Source organism: Adlercreutzia equolifaciens, from assembly GCF_029076695.1.
Taxonomy (GTDB): domain Bacteria; phylum Actinomycetota; class Coriobacteriia; order Coriobacteriales; family Eggerthellaceae; genus Adlercreutzia; species Adlercreutzia equolifaciens_A.
Genome location: NZ_JARFIK010000402.1, coordinates 1 through 301, shown reverse-complemented (window position 1 = coordinate 301; position 301 = coordinate 1). Strand labels below are relative to the sequence as shown.

At 68.8% G+C, this 301-nt stretch carries 1 protein-coding gene; it reads left to right on the top strand.

Features of this window, described 5'->3' with window-relative positions:
* Positions 1 to 301, top strand: a 301-nt coding sequence (rpsC, locus tag PZH32_RS12915; RefSeq protein WP_275208654.1) for a 30S ribosomal protein S3, incomplete at both ends; no start/stop codon positions are given.

Here is a 301-nt window from a genome sequence, read left to right as displayed (position 1 = left end):
CGAGAAGGTGGCCAACGGCCCAGTCTCCATCGACGTGGTCGAGGTGAAGAGCCCCGTGCTGGATGCCAACCTCATCGCCCAGTCCGTGGCCGAGCAGCTCGAGGGCCGCGTGGCCTTCCGTCGCGCCATGCGCAAGGCCGTGCAGTCCGCCATGAAGTCCGGCGCCAAGGGTATCCGTATCCAGTGCTCCGGCCGTCTGGGCGGCGCCGAGATGAGCCGCCGAGAGTGGTACCGCGAGGGTCGCGTGCCGCTGCACACCCTCCGTGCGAAGATCGACTACGGCTTCGCCAACGCAGCCACC